The 16,178-nt window shown below is 45.9% G+C and carries 12 protein-coding genes; 2 read left to right on the forward strand and 10 right to left on the reverse strand.

Features of this window, described 5'->3' with window-relative positions:
* Positions 1–71 precede the first annotated feature (71 nt).
* The 4 genes from J2736_RS00005 to J2736_RS00020 form a co-directional block, all read right to left on the reverse strand.
* A complete protein-coding gene (locus tag J2736_RS00005; protein WP_310222295.1) occupies positions 72–539 on the reverse strand; it encodes a GNAT family N-acetyltransferase in 468 nt (155 codons plus the stop codon).
* A gap of 4 nt (positions 540–543) precedes the next feature.
* A complete protein-coding gene (locus tag J2736_RS00010) occupies positions 544–1,212 on the reverse strand; it encodes an NAD-dependent epimerase/dehydratase family protein (protein WP_310222296.1) in 669 nt (222 codons plus the stop codon).
* Between the two features lie 28 nt (positions 1,213–1,240).
* A complete protein-coding gene (locus tag J2736_RS00015) occupies positions 1,241–1,993 on the reverse strand; it encodes a DUF5692 family protein (protein ID WP_310222298.1) in 753 nt (250 codons plus the stop codon).
* An 89-nt stretch (positions 1,994–2,082) separates the two neighbouring features.
* The gene (locus J2736_RS00020; RefSeq protein ID WP_310222300.1) at positions 2,083–2,913 is read right to left on the reverse strand and encodes a helix-turn-helix transcriptional regulator; all 831 of its coding nucleotides are present in this window, start codon (positions 2,911–2,913) and stop codon (positions 2,083–2,085) included.
* A gap of 185 nt (positions 2,914–3,098) precedes the next feature.
* Between J2736_RS00020 and J2736_RS00025 the strand changes: the two genes are divergently transcribed.
* On the forward strand, positions 3,099–5,351 hold the full coding sequence (locus J2736_RS00025; protein ID WP_310222302.1) for an FAD-dependent oxidoreductase: 2,253 nt from the start codon (positions 3,099–3,101) through the stop codon (positions 5,349–5,351).
* 117 nt (positions 5,352–5,468) lie between these two features.
* Positions 5,469–6,659, forward strand: coding sequence for an oxalate decarboxylase family bicupin (locus J2736_RS00030; protein WP_310222303.1), 1,191 nt, complete (start codon positions 5,469–5,471; stop codon positions 6,657–6,659).
* A 59-nt stretch (positions 6,660–6,718) separates the two neighbouring features.
* Here J2736_RS00030 and J2736_RS00035 read toward each other — a convergent pair whose 3' ends face one another.
* From J2736_RS00035 to J2736_RS00060, 6 genes are all read right to left on the reverse strand, one after another.
* Positions 6,719–9,154, reverse strand: coding sequence for a hypothetical protein (locus tag J2736_RS00035; RefSeq protein WP_310222305.1), 2,436 nt, complete (start codon positions 9,152–9,154; stop codon positions 6,719–6,721).
* A 24-nt stretch (positions 9,155–9,178) separates the two neighbouring features.
* Positions 9,179–10,063 (reverse strand): carbohydrate ABC transporter permease, encoded by an 885-nt coding sequence (locus tag J2736_RS00040; RefSeq protein ID WP_310222307.1) that lies wholly within the window; start codon positions 10,061–10,063, stop codon positions 9,179–9,181.
* Between the two features lie 20 nt (positions 10,064–10,083).
* The gene (locus J2736_RS00045; protein ID WP_310222309.1) at positions 10,084–10,986 is read right to left on the reverse strand and encodes a carbohydrate ABC transporter permease; all 903 of its coding nucleotides are present in this window, start codon (positions 10,984–10,986) and stop codon (positions 10,084–10,086) included.
* A gap of 157 nt (positions 10,987–11,143) precedes the next feature.
* Positions 11,144–12,517 carry an ABC transporter substrate-binding protein gene (locus tag J2736_RS00050; RefSeq protein ID WP_310222311.1) on the reverse strand — a complete coding sequence of 458 codons (1,374 nt, stop codon included), beginning with the start codon at positions 12,515–12,517 and terminating at the stop codon, positions 11,144–11,146.
* Between the two features lie 90 nt (positions 12,518–12,607).
* Positions 12,608–14,209: a response regulator gene (locus tag J2736_RS00055; RefSeq protein ID WP_310222313.1), complete on the reverse strand. Its 1,602-nt coding sequence runs from the start codon at positions 14,207–14,209 to the stop codon at positions 12,608–12,610.
* Positions 14,184–15,974 (reverse strand): sensor histidine kinase, encoded by a 1,791-nt coding sequence (locus J2736_RS00060; RefSeq protein ID WP_310222315.1) that lies wholly within the window; start codon positions 15,972–15,974, stop codon positions 14,184–14,186. The genes J2736_RS00055 and J2736_RS00060 overlap by 26 nt, the downstream gene beginning before the upstream one ends.
* Positions 15,975–16,178: the final 204 nt, after the last annotated feature.

A 16,178-nucleotide genomic window follows, 5' to 3' on the forward strand; every position in this document is an offset into this window, starting at 1 on the left:
AACTCATTACGGAATATTTCATGAACCGCCGTATACCGAACGGTACGTACGGTGGTGTGAGAGGTCGGGGACTAGCCGTCCCCTCCTACTCGATTTTCCCGTAAATCCAAATAATGTGTGGATTTCCCCATAGTGGTGCAACTGATGAAGCCAAGATTTCGATAAAACGCATCGGCAACGGGGTTATTTGTATATAACACTAATGCCTGATAATGTCGCTGAGCTTCATGAATAATAGCTGTCATCAACGTTTTTCCTACGCGATATCTACGGTAAGTCTCCAAGACATAGAGTCTCCGAACGCGCCCGATATCCTCATTATTTTCCAATGTCATCCTATTTAGGCCGCACACACCTACCATCTTCCCATCAACCATAGCTGATAAAAGGATTTCACCTGATGCGCGAAATTGATTTTGACCTGATTGATATTCGCGTACAAGCGTTTGGATATGGCGATGTCCTTCTGATGCACTCATATCTGCTAAGTAATGTACTCCCTCATCAAGTTCCTTCAGCACTACGATTGAAATATCCAACGCTTCATCTCCCAGACGCATTACGAATATCCGTAATTTCCATAATCGATTTTGGGTATCCATTTCTCGCGACAGAGATCATGGCTCGTCCAATCTGCTCGGAATCAATGACTGTATTCGGGAACCATTTTTGTAAAAGGGGGAATATCGGGCTCAAGATGACAATAAAGGTTTGATAGAGTTTTGTTTTGGATTTGACGCCGTTCTTCGGCAGAATAGCACCAGGTCGGAACATAAAGGCTGACTTAAAAGGCAGCTTAAGGAGCGCATTTTCTGTTTTTCCTTTGACACGTGCCCACATGGAGCTGCCTTGCTCGGTACTGTCGGTACTAGCACCTGTGACATAGACGAAAGTCATCTTGGGCTGGATGTTAGCTAACGTATTGGCAATATTCATGGTTAACTCATACGTGATCGCATGGTATTTCTCCTCGCTCATGCCCACAGACGAGACACCCAGACAGAAGAAGCAAGCATCGATACGAGACAGTTCATCGGTTAATGGGGCTAAATCGGTGATATCTTTCAAGACATGCTCACGGAACTTCGCTTGAGATTGTCCCGTAGCGCTTCGACCGATTGATAATACATGGTTAACCTGAGGATCCAACAAGCATTCCCGTAGGACGCTTTGTCCCACCATCCCAGTAGCTCCAAAAATAAGGACATTCATGGATAGGGTACCACCTTTCGCATTTGGATTAGGTGAGCAGAACAGCTAAGACGCATAAAACAGCGTTAATCACCATCAGGCCTAGCTGAATGGGGGGCTTTTTAACTAAAATAATGAAGTTATGTAGGGCAGGACTTGCAAGGTAGGACTCGATATAAGCTTTACCAGATATTTGAAAAATACCCGCAAGCGTCAATGAATTCGCCCGCATGATGAGCCAGAGCCCTGGGTTCATGGTGAGGCAAACAAGCAGCAGAGGGGTTGTTAGCACAGCGATATGATAGAAACCAATGGCCTGCTTGAAGGTGTAAATTACGAAATTCCAGTTCCATAACGTATAAGCGATGGCCCAGAAAATCATGGCATCATTGATAGTGATATAGTAGCTGCTAAGCCATGAACCCGTGATCACGAAGGATGTAGCAATTAAAATAAGGCCGGAGATAACGTTAGTGTAGCTCTTGTTTTTGAAATCGGTCAGTGTGGCTTCAAGGATGTTAATGCGCAACAACCAAACAATGAGGGGAACAAGCCAATCGCTAGGAAAATAGTCTAGAAACGTTAGCAGGACAAGGATTCGTCCGATAAGAAGTGTTGCGAGCTTTAACTTCTCGAAAAACTCAGCCCGCAAGAAAATCAAGATACCAATGGGGATGATCACATTGATGATGCCGTTGGCAAAGACCGGTGAAAACGCGGTTAGCGTGGTACCTAGGGAGATTATCGCCAGAATGAGGAGAAATCCGATCCATTGTGGTATCTTTAGTAGCTTTTGTGCCATGTAAATTCCTCATTTTTCCTTAGTGTGATGCTAGTATCATACTAATTTTAAGGCGCTCCGTATAGGCTCTATTTTATTAAAAGCACTCTTCATAGACGGTGCAGCTTACGGTAGGTTGATGGCGTTACATGCATGCGCTTCTTGAATACGCGGCTTAAATAAAATTCGTTCTCAAAGCCGCATTGTCCAGCAATTTGCGCTAGAGTCATATCGCCGTCCAGCAAAAAATTTTGGACAAGTTGAATACGAAGAGAAGTTAAATAATCGATCGGCAGCATGCCGGTTGATTTTTTGAATCTGCGGGTAAATTGCACCTGTGTTAATCCGAGTTCATTCGCAATGTCCTTCATGATACAGATGGATGTTGCTTGTTCGTGAAGGCGCTGCGCAGCGGCTTGAATAAGCTCATCTTTGCTGTTCGCGCTAGCAGAAGTCCAAGGTGAAGCAGCTTCGGGACTTGCTGAATAGGCTTCCTCCACAACCTGCATCCAGAGGTCGGTGAGGATATGTTGACGCAGTGAAGAGGCAATCGTGCCTTCATGTTGGAACCATTTTTTTAAGTAGGCATAGTTGGATGAGAGTCGATGAAGGTCATGAATCGAGATTTTCCCAGATGGGACTGTATCCTCGGTGGACAGCGGACATCCTGCATCATCTACCCATTGCAGTAGCATAACGTGAAACGATAAGGGCTGAACGACTTGTCTGCGAAAAATAACCCCTGGTGGGCACAAAACAAGATCCCCGAAACTAGCTGTTCCTGCGTGTTCTTGGATCTGGTAAGTGAAGCTGCCCGTTTCAACCGCAAAGAGTACCCAAAATTCATTAGAATCCTCGTGAAGCTGAAAGGTCCTTTTCTCCCTCCAGTACATGTGACTGAGAAGTCTCGGTTGTATTCGTGCTGCCTCTTGTGGTTGCATCGCCCTGTCCATCCTCTCGTATACAAATGACATTGAGATTGCTCCTTTTATCATAGTGGATTTGTTTTTCTGAAGGAAGTACTGAGTTGAAATTTTGTATAAGTTAATGATAATAGCGTGCATGGTTTAAAGCGTTATCAATCCTTTAAAATAGGGGTAATCACAGATGATTTGGAGGTTATCCAATGAGGGAAGAAAAGGTAAAAAGAGATATTACCGTCATCGGCGGCGGGCTATCAGGGGTGTGTGCAGCAATAGCCGCTGCGAGATTGGGTCAGACCGTGGCACTGATTCAAAATCGGCCCGTGCTCGGGGGGAATTCATCTAGTGAGGTTCGTGTATGGGTTTGCGGAGCAACCGCGCATGGCATCAATCGTTATGCACGAGAAACGGGCATTATGGGTGAACTGTTTGTTGAAAATCAGTATCAGAACCCAGATGGGAATCCCTATCTCTGGGATCTAATTGTGCTAGAAGCCGTGCGTGCGGAGGCGAACATACAGCTATTTCTAAATACAGATGTGCATGAGGTAGAAGCGGATGGGGATGTGAGCAACCGAATCATTCGTTCAGTTACGGGCTGGATGATGGGCTCGGAGCGGCGCATTCATTTTGAGAGTGAAGTCTTTCTTGATTGTACGGGGGATGGCCTTATCGGATTCTTGGCGGGGGCAAAATTTCGTATTGGGCGGGAAGCCCGCGACGAGTTTCAGGAGGAGTGGGCACCTGAGATCGCAGATGACATTACACTCGGAAGTACGATTTTATTTTATACCAAAGACGTGGGACACCCAGTTAAATACCATCCGCCGAGCTTCGCGAAGGACATCACCACCACCTCGATTCCGATCAAACGTGTCATTCGAAGCGGTGATTCAGGCTGTCATTATTGGTGGATTGAGTGGGGCGGCGAGCTGGATACGGTTCATGAGAATGAGCGTATTCGGGATGAATTGTGGTCAGTTATTTATGGGATTTGGGATTATATCAAAAATTCAGGTCAATTTGACTCGGCGAATATGACGCTGGAGTGGGTAGGGGCTTTACCTGGCAAAAGAGAATACAGAAGGTTCATCGGTGACTATATGTTGAATCAGAATGATATTCTAGCTCAGACGAGGTTTGAGGACACCATTGCTTTCGGAGGATGGTCGATTGATTTGCACCCGCCGCAGGGCATGTACTCGACCGAGAGTGGCTCCAAGCATTTGCATGCGGACGGCATCTATCATATTCCGTTTCGCAGCTTGTACTCCGTGAACGTGTCCAACATGTTGATGGCTGGGCGAAATATAAGCGCATCTCATGTGGCCTTCGGAACGACACGCGTCATGGCAACCTGCGCTGTCATTGGGGAGGCAGCTGGAACTGGTGCGGCACTGTGCGTCCAGAACCAAGTAACCCCGCGTGAGTTGGTTCAAAAGCATGGTAAGGAGCTGCAGCAGGTGCTGCTCAGGCAGGATGCTTCCCTGATTGGGATACGCAATGAGGATGAGCAGGATCTTGCACGGCTTGCTCGCGTCGAGGCGTCGACTACACGAACGCAGTTAAGTGTATATCGTGCTGTAGAGCCTCGAAGACTGGTCGACGATGTGGCAGTTTTATTCCCCGTAGAACCGCAGCTGAATGGCTTTGAGCTGCTAGTAGATGTGAGCGAAGCAACGACCATTCAAGTGGAGCTGTGGGACACAGGCAGAGCGGAGAACTATGTGCCGAAGCGGATGATCGTGCAGACAGAGACTGCCGTACAAGCTGGGGAAGGGCAGTGGATCAGCTTCCCTCTGAGTTGGCAGCCTGAGAAGCCCCAGAACGCTTTCGTCATCGTGAAGGCGAATGAACATGTTGTGGTGTACCATTCCGATCAACAGCACACAGGAGCAATTGCTTTTGTACGCGGCACGAAACCGATTGTTGATCCGAAGTTAGAGAATCATCAACCAGATCAGCCTGTCGTTCAGTGGAGCATGAAGAATGGCGTGGATCGGAAGCCAATCTGCTTCCGTCTCACTTCCGAAACGCGTGCATTCTCAGCGGAAAAGGTGACGAATGGTTATTTGCGTCCATACGGTGCCCCCCATCAATGGATGTCAGAGCCCATGACGCCAACAAAAGAGGAGTGGCTGGCGTTGAGCTGGGACGAACCTCAAATTCTGCGGTATCTACAAGTAACGTTTAATGATAACGTGCATGAGGATTTAATTAATCTTCACGCATTCAGGACGAGTGAGGAAGTCAGACCTGAGTTGGTGAAGGACTACCGCTTGGAAGTTTGGGTCGATAGCCAATGGGAGGTACTGCAGCGCGTAACGAACAACCGGAAACGTACAAGGAGGTTGCAGTTGGAGACAGCCCTTACTACCGATCGGGTGCGGCTTGTCATAGAGGCGACAAATGGAAGTCCATGTGCAGAAGTGATAGAGGTTAGGGTATATGCCTAAGCAGAAGGTTTAACTCGTAATTCGGTGAAATGACATAGTAATGAACTCAAGTATTGTCTCATATATCATTTAGGATAAGTAATAAATGAAATTCTTCTAAATGAGAGGAGACGATCCATGGAGACTCCGAAACGGAATCTGGGGATGACTGGAAATATTCCACAGCCTATCCGACCGGATGGCGCTGGCGGGATTGATTCTGGGCCACGCAATGTTATGCGGGATATTCAGAATCCTAATATGTTAGTTCCACCAATAACGGATGCTGGTTTGCTTCCGAACTTGAAGTTTTCTTTTTCAGATACGTCAATGAAATTGAATTTCGGAGGCTGGTCCCGGGAAGTTACTGTTCGTGAACTACCCATTGCGACGACACTGGCTGGTGTCAATATGAGCCTATCGCCGGGTGGTGTTCGTGAATTACATTGGCACCAACAAGCAGAATGGTCCTACATGATTTTAGGTTCAGCTCGGATCACATCGATTGATCAAGAGGGTCGAAATTTTATTGCCGATGTGGGTCCAGGGGATCTTTGGTACTTCCCACCGGGTCTCCCGCACTCGATACAGGGGCTAGAACATTGCGAATTCTTGCTTGTTTTCGATGATGGTAATTTTTCTGATTTGAACACCATTTCCATCTCTGACTGGTTTTCACGAACACCGAAAGACGTGCTGTCCGCCAATTTTGGCGTTCCAATTAGTGCTTTTAACAACATTCCCAAAGAGCAAGTCTATATCTATCAAGATAAGGTTCCGGGTCCGATCGATAGTCAAAAGGTACAGTCCCCTTATGGGACCATTCCCCTAAGTTTTAAGCATCAGCTGCTCGCGCAACCCCCGATTAAAACTCCTGGCGGCAGTGTTAGAATCGTAGATTCTACGAATTTTCCGATATCCAAAAATATTGCAGCGGCACTTGTTGAGATTGAACCTGGTGGAATGAGAGAGCTGCATTGGCATCCGAATAACGATGAATGGCAGTACTACCTGACTGGACAGGGCCGTATGACCGTTTTTGCTGGGAATGGCAATGCGCGTACGTTCGATTATCGCGCTGGTGATGTTGGTTATGTACCATTTGCTTTGGGCCATTATGTACAAAATACTGGTACGCAATCCCTATGGTTTTTGGAAATGTTCAAAAGTGATCGGTTTGAAGATGTGTCGTTAAATCAATGGATGGCGCTTACGCCACGCGATCTGGTTAGTACGAATTTGAACGTCGGTCCAGAGGTATTAAATGCGCTGCGTAAGGAAAAGTGGCCAGTAGTCAAATATCCGGGATTTTCCTATTACCCGAAATAACAAAGAAGAAGGCTATCCGAGTAGAATTTCTACTTGAGATAGCCTTTTCACATACAATGTTAGTTCACTACAACCTCAACCTCATCCAAGCTTGCCGTTTGCTTATAAGTTCGGAAGCCAATCTTCCCACTAGCAAACGTATTATCTGTTACGGAGACGAGCTGTGTCCCATTGACATAACCAGTTAAAGTACTACCACTCATGACAAGCTTCAACGTATAAGTCGTGTTGGTGTTAACCGTTAATGGAACCTCTTGGAGTAGGGTAAAGGTCCCGCCAGCTTTCTTGTATAGCTGTGCAGATCCCGCAGTAATCAATCGGAACAAATAATAGTTATTGTCATCGACATAACGGCCAATGATGCCGCTGGCATTGAAGGAGAGGGCATCGTACATTTTGACCTTCGCTTGAAGGGAATAATTGTTCCAGCTCGCGTTGCCAGTTACAGTGACGGCCTCACCGGAAGTCGAGGTTTGCTTTAAGACTTTGCTGCTATCGGTCACAACGCTCCAAACACCAGTCGTAGGTACCCAAGAATAGGCGTCGCCATCTTCGTACAAATCCGTAAATGGCAAGCTCAGCACGACCGAAACTTGATCCAAACTTGCTGTTTGATTGTAGGTACGGAAACCGATTTTGCCTGCTGAGATCGAGCTGTCGGTTGTAGATACTTTCAAGACGCCGTTCACATAGCCAGATAGGGCAGAGCCGTTCATAACGAACTTAAGCGTATAGGCGGTATTCGTACTCACGGTCATCGATACTTCCTGTAGGAGGGTAAAGGTTCCTCCAATTTTCTTGTACAACTGTGCTTTGCCGGATGTGGTTAACCTGAACAAATAATAGGTGTTATTATCCACATAACGACCGACAAGACCAGAGGCATTGTTGGCGATCGCGTCGTACAATTTGACGGTGGCTTCATAGCTGTAATTGCTCCATGCCGAAGTATCACCAGCTAAGGTGAGCGCTTCGCCTGAAGTTGAGGTTTGTTTATACACTTTACTGTTGGCTTCTGTGACCACACCCCATGTGCCATTGACGGACGACCAACCCGTTGAAGTGCCATCCTCAAAGGTATAGCTGAAAGGATTGGCTGGAGTAGGATCAGGAGGCGGTGCGGAATACGTTTCATTAGTTAGGATGTATTTATTTTGCTTGATGATCCATTTGGTCAAATAATCGCGCCCAGCAAATTGCGCCACCCATTCTTCTCTACCCGCGTAGGTATCCTCAGAAGAGGCTTCATACGTGTGGCCATCTGTATGACCCGTACGATTCTGCATATCCAGCACCATTTGGGCATGATAGGGCTCCCAGTAGTTACCCTTCTGGCTGGCCAACGTGTCGAAGCCGAAGGCAGATGCCGCAGCGTCCATATAAGCAAAATGCATGCGACGCTTCGTTCCCCAATCATTCCCCTGTGGATAATAGGCATTCGCACTGCCATCGATATAAATGGTACCACCTGGTGCTGCATAGGGTGGATTGGAGAAATTAAGGTCTACCAGCGAGTCATACACAATATCAGCATTAAACAGCGCTGCTTCCGGTGTAGCTTTGCCTGCCAGTGTGTATAAAAGCGGAGCATTCAATAGTTGTGTGATGGAATTCATATAATCGGGATGAATGATACTGTGGTTCACAACGGTGCCGTCTTCGTTCGCATTGGAGCCGTGCAGCCAGTCAGCTACGGTTTGGCCATGAAGGACGCGTGTGCTTGTCGTATCGGATGGGCGGGAGTAAGCGGAGATCATAAGCTCGATGTTTTTGTTCATCCATAGGGTCCAATTGGGGTGATCAGGCATCATGGCGGTTGCAAGTTGAAGCAAGGAGGAGTTCCAGGCATTTTCTTCGGCTTTGGTATCGCCAGCGGAGATGATCGTGCCGGCATCATTACGATAATATGGAACCGTGTAGCTGTTGAAACGATTCGCTTCATACTCGACCATTTTACGAACATTCTCGCGATCGGTCACAGAGAGATCGTCCCAGAGCAGGTAACCAGCTGTTCCCGCGAGGTAAGCCCAGAAAGCCGTCTGCCAGCCATTACCCCAGCCTGAAGTGGTGTTTATTCTGTGTTGATAAGCGAGCGAAGCGGTAAGTTTGGTTGCGATGGTCGTCGCATTCGCCTGTGTAACACCAGTTTCAGCTGAATCGTAGGCGCCAGTTTTCAATGAGATTGCAAGCGCAAGTGCTTCACTAGCTGGCGGCCTGATGTTCGGCTCGGCAACACCTCCGAAGGTGAGATAGCTGCCCGTTTGTGCGGCAAATCCTTTGTTCGTCCACCATGTAGTTAGAGCATATTTATTCGTATTCAGTAGAATGTCCAATACCCGTAACGAGTTGACGTCTGTTGGGTTGCCTGCTGTAAATGTGTTCCAAGAAATAGGGACAACGGCTGTACTAGACGCTTCCGCACGATGTGCAGGGAGAGCGCCTAGTACAAGCAAAGCAGCGAAGAGAAGCATAAACCATTTTTTGAAGGAAAGCATGGTGAGGCCTCCTTTTTTGTGAGGCTAGCCTTTGAGTCCCGAGCTTGTAATTCCCTCTACGAACCATTTTTGACAAACAGCTACGACGATGAGCAGAGGAACAAGCCCAGAAACAGAAGCAGCCATGGTGAGCACATAATTCGTACCAAACTCTTCAACATAACTCGTTAAGCCAAGTGGAATGGTGTATAAAGCTTTTTCGCGCAGCATGATAAGCGGGTTCTCATATTCATTCCAGTGCCAAGTAAAGGAGAGAATTAAGAGTGTAACTAGTGCAGGTTTGGTTAATGGTAAACAAATTTGCCAAAATGTCCGCCAGTAACTGGCGCCATCAACGCGCGCAGACTCTAACAGTTCACCTGGGAGAGTAGTGAAAAACTGTCGCATCAAGAACGTGCCGAAGACCCAAAATAAACCTGGTAAAATGATGGCTGCATGTGTATTAATCAATTGCAACTGATCGAACAAGATGAAGCGAGGGACAAGTAAAACCTGACCTGGAATCATCATTGTAGATAAATAAAGTAGAAACAGGAAGTTGCGGCCTTTAAAGCGTATTTTGGCAAATGCGTAGCCAGCCATGGAACTCGTTAATAAATTACCTACAACTGTAATGCCAGTGATTTTGATCGAATTCCAATAGAATAAATAGAAGGGATCTGCGCCTGCCCAGACTTTCTTATAATTCTCAAAATGCCATGTATTCGGAATCCAATCAATGGGATATTTGAAGACGTCGCCATTAATTTTGAAGGAAGTCGATACCATCCATAGGAAAGGTAAAATCATCACGATGGAGATCGCGCCTAGGATCAGAGTAACGAAAATCTTAAGCCAGAAGCTGCCCTTTCTCATGTTCGCAATGGCCACTTGTCGTGTAGATGGCGTAGATACAATAGTTGTTTCCATAGGGAGAATCTCCTTTCCAATTAGAAGTGCTGCTGCCAACGTTTCTGGGTTTGCCATTGAATAATGGTAACAACGAAAATGATGGCGAATAGCACCCAAGAAACGGTAGCGGCATAGCCCATTTTGTAGAATCGGAATGCGAGTAAGTAGATGTGATAGGATAACACCATCGTCGAATCAATAGGGCCGCCCTGTGTCATTATGTTGACGGGTCCAAAGATCTGGAAGGAGCCGATAATGAGTGTAATGGCAATAAGAAAGGTGGTTGGTGTGAGCATCGGAATGGTGATTTGGAAAAACTGACGAACTTTCGAAGCCCCATCAATATCGGAAGCCTCGTACAAATCCTTGGAAATGCCTTGCAATCCGGCTAAATAAATGACCATTGCGTACCCAATCGTTACCCACACCTGCATGATGATAATTGCGAAAAGGGCAGAATTCGGGCTCGACAACCAGCCTGGGGGATGATCGATACCAACGGATTTCAGCACTTGGTTGATGGGACCATTGGAAGCACGGTACATAATGCTCCAAATGACGGATACCGCAACGAGCGAGCTAACATAGGGCAGGAAGATCAATGTTCGTAGTGTTTGCTTGAAGAACACATACTTGTTCAGAACGACAGCAAATAGGAGTCCTATGAGGATGGAAGCGGGAACGCTGACCAGAGTGAAGATCAAGTTGTTTTTCAGCGCTTTTACGAATTTCGGATCACTGCCCAGCGCTTTGAAATTATCTAAGCCAACCCATTCGATGCCTGCGAACCCTTTGAGATATTCCCAATCGACAAAGACGAGATAGAGACTGAATAGAATGGGCAGTAAGACGAAGATCAGATAGCCAGAGAAGTTAGGCAAAATAAAGAGATAGCCTGCAAGGTTTTCCCTGAATTTGGCGTTATGCCAGATTTTCTTCATAGTAAGACACCCTTTCGAAATCATGTGTTAACGTAACTTTACCAAGCACAAGCGTGAAATCACATAGCGTGAACGTGATCTTTTCTGTAGTTTGATTGAAAAAAACCTCCGACAAGAAGCAGTCGGAGATTTTGATGAAACGCATATGAAATGATCTTTATTTTTTGGCACCCTTAATCGTTGTATCCCCACGCGTTTTCATCGTTTCCAAAGCCTTGTCAAGCGGTTGAGCGCCAAGCAAATATTTCTCCATCTCATCTTTAAAGATGGCTCTTAGTTCAGTAGGAACAGGTACATTGTAGGACGTTGGGAATGTGTAGTTGCCAGCTAGCAGTGCTTTCAAGGATGCTTCGTCAATTAGATCCTTCGCATCACCAATGAGGATAGAGGCGATTTTAGCTGGATCTGCCTTTTTGCTAGTTGGGATACGTCCACCTGGCACCATAGCCATATTACCTTCTTGTAAATACCAGGAGATGAATTTAAAGGCAGCTTCTTTGTTTTTACTGTTTTTATTGATGGACATATAGTCGCCCATACCGCCACCTGGGTTAATATTGCTGCCAGCCGTGAATTGCGGATAAGGAGCGAAAGCAACTTTGAAATCATGCGGGAAGCTCTTGATGTCCTTAATATAGCGGATGATATAAATTTGAGAAGCCATCATAGCAGCTTTACCAGTTAAGAGTTCATTTTGTACGGTGATTTTACCAGCTACAGCTTCGGAATATTTCATCATGACGCCCTTGTCTTCCAAGCTCTTCTGCATTTCCAAGCCTTTTTTCATGGCTGGGCTGTTGAAGTTGGATGTGCCATCTGCAGCGATCACCCAGTCTTGTGGTTTGGCCGTTTGTAGAACGGTATCACCAAACCAGCCAAGAGCTGGATCTAACATCGTCCCCTTCATTTCCCCTTTGTTAAGTTTGGTGGCCATAGCACTGAAATCGTCCCATGTCCAGGCAGTTGGGAGTTTCTCGCCAGCTGCATCTAACGCTTTCATATTGAAAAGTACAGCTCCCAAGTTCTTATTCGCAGGAAGATAATAATATTTACCGTCAGCGAATTTCTTAATGTTCGCCGCTCCGATTATACCCTCAACATCGAAGCCGGCTTTGGCGATCAGATCATCCAAAGGCTCTGCCATGCCAGCAGCTTGGCGTTTGGTCATATAGGCATCACCGTAGTTCATGTAAATATCAGGTGCATCTGTATTAGAGAGAAGGGCGGTTTCGAGTTTCAGGTTACCGGGATCATCATTCACATATCTTGTATATTCGACCTTAATGGTAGGATTCGCTTTATTCCATGCGTCAACAGCATCTTGAGGGCCGCTTTCTGGTGGAACGCCTCCCCAGAATTTAAGGGTAACTGGCTTCTGTGCTTCAGGTGTAGGTGTAGCCGCTGCTGCCGTGGCAGCAGGTGCAACGGATGCAGCCGCGGAAGGTGATGGTTCAGGTGCCTTGGAGCAACCGGTTACGAGAACGCTTACAGCAAGAGCGAGTGAAGCTCCCATGCCTAGTACTTTTTTCAATTTGTTCATCCCCTTTTCTTTTGGTAGTTAAATCGTAATGCAATTTTTCCCAAAAAGACACGGAGTATTCTTTACGAAGTAAGCATTATTCTACGATGTTCGATGCCCGAAGAGGAGCTTTCGAAATTCGGTAGGGTACATGCCTTCCATTTGCTTGAAACTACGGCTGAAATGATTGGGGTCGGCATAACCGATGAGTTCCGAAATTTCGAATATTTTGTAATCAGGATTCTTGAGCAGCTCGCGGGCATTTTTCATCCGAACATTTGTCACATAGTCTGTGATCGTTTTACCCGTTTCTTTCTTGAACAAGATACTTAAGTAATTCTCGGTATAGCCAACCGTACTCGCTAAATCAGCGACTTTGAGCGGTAAATTATACTTCTCCATAATATGGCGGATGACTATTTGAATCTCAGGACGAAGCTTCTCTTTCCCGTGCTCACGCTTGTAAGCGAAGAAGATAGGCAGCCATCCGATGAACCAGTTAGACAAATGCTGCAAAGTTTCGGCATTTCGAATAACATGGTACGGATACTGTTGTTCGTGCAGCGTGATGGAGTAGATGTCGCCTCCATCGGTTTTCAAACAGCGCGCGAAAATATGAAGCAGACGAAGCCATTGCTCACGCAGTATGGCAGGTGGGATATTTTTATTGTGACAAAGCTCCTCCGTCCAGGCTGCTATCTTTTCTCTTAGACTGACCTCGTCACCTTCCTCAATACGTTTCATCCATTCTTCTTCCTGCCATGGTTCGGATAGGACAGGATTCGTGACTTGTAAGTGATCATAGTATACGATGCACGAGCCCCCATAATAGAATCGGTAGCTCAAAGCATAATCTGCTTTGCCATAGGCTTGATGGAGAGCGAATGTGTCCTCGTAGGAAGGGGATACGCCAAAAGCCAATGTAATTTTCAGAAAAGATTGTACCGCGCTCTGCATTTCGACAAGCATATTTGGATTAATTTGACCCGATATCACGCAGAACTTACCCGAGGCAATTTCAACTAATTCCCCGTTCCCATACTTTTTAAGAATTTCATTGAGGACGTTTTTCACGGTGTAGGTGAGAAGGCGATCGCTTTGGAACCTGTTTTGCTGCGTTAATTCCTCGTAGGCTTCAATTTGAATGACGGCAGCGGACAAGCGGGGTGCGAATAACTCAAGCTGGAATTCTCGCCAGACCTGTTCAATTTCCCCGCGTGACACATGAGAGAGGAGGAGCTCACGCAACCGTTTCTCTTTCACCTCGTTGCTATATTGATTCACCTTCTGTTCAAGCTGGGTTTTCGCATTCTGCCCTTGCTTTTCAATGAGAAGTTGATCTTGAATAGCACGCAGTTTCTCCATCAGCTCGGAGGGGTTGATTTCTAATTTCGTGACATATTCAATCGCACCTAGCCTAAGTGCTTGCTGTACATAGTTGAAGTCGTGATGATTGGATAAAATGAGACATTTTATCGCTGGCCAACGCTCACGGATTTGTTTCAGTAATTCTAGTCCGTCCATCTCAGGCATGCGGATATCCGTGAGGACTACGTCGCATGGCTGCGCTTCTAATAATTTGAGTGCTTCCACGCCATTAGCAGCTTCGCCGATGACGATAAATTCCTCGTTATCTCGCGGAATAATCGTTTTCAAACCAATGCGCACAAGGATTTCATCATCTACGATCAGAATTCTCAGCATCCGTATTCCTCCTTTTCAAAGGCAGCACCAGTTGCAGCCGGACGCCTTCACCCTCCACACTCGAAATTTGCATGCCGTATTGCACGCCAAAATGGAGCTTGATGCGTTCGTTAACATTACGTATACCAATGCCGCTAAACTTCGCGTGAGGCTGATTCAGGGAAGATTCGACCTGCTCAATCAGCGCCGTACTCATCCCAACACCATTATCTTGCATCACAATATGAAGATTGCCACCAACTTCTTCAGCTTGAAGATCGATGAGAAGCGGGAACCGATTACCATGAATAATACTGTTTTCAACGGCTGGTTGCAGCGTGAATTTCAAAACTTCACAGTCGAGCAGCGCGTCAGGGATGCGATAGGTAAATAAGATCTGATCGTGATAGCGTATTTCCTGGAGGGAGAGGTAAACCTGCAAATAGTCGAGTTCTTCTTGTAACGTGACGAACTCTTGTTCGTTACGCATAGTGAAATTGAGCAGTTTTCCAAGCTTGGTAATCATTTCACTAATATGATCTGCCCCTGAGAGCAGTGCCATCCATTTGATGGAATTGAGAGTGTTGAGTAGAAAGTGTGGATTAATTTGTGCTTGCAGCGCTTGAAACTGCGCTTTCTGCTTGCGTCGCTGTTCATCGTATAAATCGGAAATGAGATCTTGCAGATGCATGACCATGCGATTGAAGTTATTGCCTAGCATCGCAATCTCGTCTTCACCTTTTACAGTGACTAGCGTATTAAATTCCCCTTTACCTACCTTTGTCATCGACTTGGCTAGCTGTTTGAAAGGACTTGTTACACGAAGCATGAGTACGATGAAAGCTATAGCAAACAGGAGAAACCAAGCAATGACCCAGGAAATCGATTTGTCCTTGGCCCGGCTGAGCTGTGTAACGAAATCCTTCTGATTCATGAATTGAATAAGTTTCCAACCAAGTTGAGGGACGTAAGCATCATTTATGAAATAGACCTGGTCATTGATCTTCACTTCTTGAATGCCGTTTGCGTTGGTGCGTACGTTCTGAAGAGCCCCATTCGTTAATAAATCTGCTGCTGCATGATCGCCGAGTAAGCGTTTTTGGTTTTGATCGACAAGGACAGAGAAGATACCTGAATCTTGTTGATTACGAATTTCAGCATTCGGATAGAAAAATAAGGAAATCGGCACACTGATAAAAAAAACACCATAATTACTTGTGTATTCGCCATTAATTTGTCTTGTCATTACAATGAGATCTTGATTAATCGAAGAGGGAAGCGAGTAAGGAACCGTCCAATATGGAAACCCATTACGCTCCAAGGTCGGTTTGTACCAACTTTCCTTGTAAAACTCTTGCACACTCGATGGCGTTACTGCCGACCAAGTCGTTTGGGTGTAGCCTCTATTGTCGTATATTCCGATTTGCGTTGTGCTGTCGAGCAGGAGATCTTTGACGTTGGATAGTTTTTTGACCAGGCTTGTGAGCTTAATGAAGGACGTGTAATTCGTAGACCAATCCGCAGGCTCTTTTAGAAATTTTTCCGTCTCCGGATCATTAATAATGAGACTTGAAGCCGTAATCATACGAACGGCCATATCGTTCATGGCAGTGGCTTTCTGGGAAACAGCTGCTTGATTCGATTGGTTGAGCTGAATTTGGACAATATTTTCAGAGGATTTATAGAATCGGTAAAGGATGATAACAACCGGGATAATAATCAGAAAAAATAAGGAGATCAGGATCTTTCCGCGTAATGTCTTTAGTGGACTGCGCAGTATTTTCATAGCATCACCATTATTCTCATTTACTAGGAATAGGAATCTCTTCTATCATACAACGATGCCTCTTATCCTGCTAGAGAAAGTGGAGGTAAGCTTCAATTTTCAAAGAATATGCCGTAAAAAACAAAGAATATGCAGGATATTCGGAAGGTGAATGCCTGGCAGAAAAAAAGGCGGTGAGATTCGCTCTCACCACCTCTACATTCA

The sequence above is a fragment of the Paenibacillus qinlingensis genome (genome assembly GCF_031455095.1).
Classification (GTDB): Bacteria; Bacillota; Bacilli; order Paenibacillales; family NBRC-103111; genus Paenibacillus_E; species Paenibacillus_E qinlingensis_A.